The sequence below is a fragment of the Corynebacterium minutissimum genome, from assembly GCF_000805675.1.
GTDB lineage: Bacteria > Actinomycetota > Actinomycetes > Mycobacteriales > Mycobacteriaceae > Corynebacterium > Corynebacterium minutissimum.
The window spans coordinates 1-584 of sequence record NZ_JSEF01000037.1; the positions used below are offsets into that span (position 1 = coordinate 1).

Consider the following 584-nt stretch of genomic DNA (forward strand, 5'->3'; position numbering starts at 1 on the left):
GGACGAAGTCGTAACAAGGTACCCGTACCGGAAGGTGCGGGTGGATCACCTCCTTTCTAAGGAGCATTAATTAAGACACCAGTTGGTGTTGATAGCACATGGGTTTGTCTCATGTGTGTGGTGGTTGAGTGAACAAAAGTTTTGCTGCTGCCTTTTTTTAATCGGGTGGAGATACACCTTAACCAGAATGATTGTTGACCAGATGGTTGATTGACTAACACGGTTTTAAAGATACGTTGGTGCATTGTTGGGTGTCTGGGGCATTATCCCCTGGATGTCAACCCATGCTGGTAGCACACTGTCGATGGCTTTTGCTTGGTGGTTGTGTTGTTGGTGTGGGGTGTTGTGTGAGAACTGTATAGTGGACGCGAGCATTAAACCATGTGCTGTTATCACCATCTTGTTGGCTGGCCTTCTTGGTTGGTTGTTGGTGGTGGGTGTCATGGTTTGTGTGATTTCTGTTCTTTTGTGTTTTGTGTAGTTCACGCCAACATGCAGGCAGCGTTTGTTGTGTTGTGTGTTGGTTGTGTGTTCGTTATTTAGGGCGCATGGTGGATGCCTTGGCATGCTGAGCCGATGAAGGA

General features: G+C 47.3%; 1 protein-coding gene and 1 rRNA gene. One reads left to right on the forward strand and one right to left on the reverse strand.

Annotation, left to right across the window (positions count from 1 at the left end; genetic code table 11):
* Window positions 1-56 (forward strand): 16S ribosomal RNA (locus NX84_RS12285); the annotation flags it as partial.
* Window positions 57-225: 169 nt separating this feature from the next.
* Here the strand turns inward: NX84_RS12285 and NX84_RS13085 are convergent.
* Window positions 226-584, reverse strand: a 359-nt coding sequence (locus NX84_RS13085) for a hypothetical protein (protein ID WP_211251549.1), incomplete at its 5' end; no start/stop codon positions are given.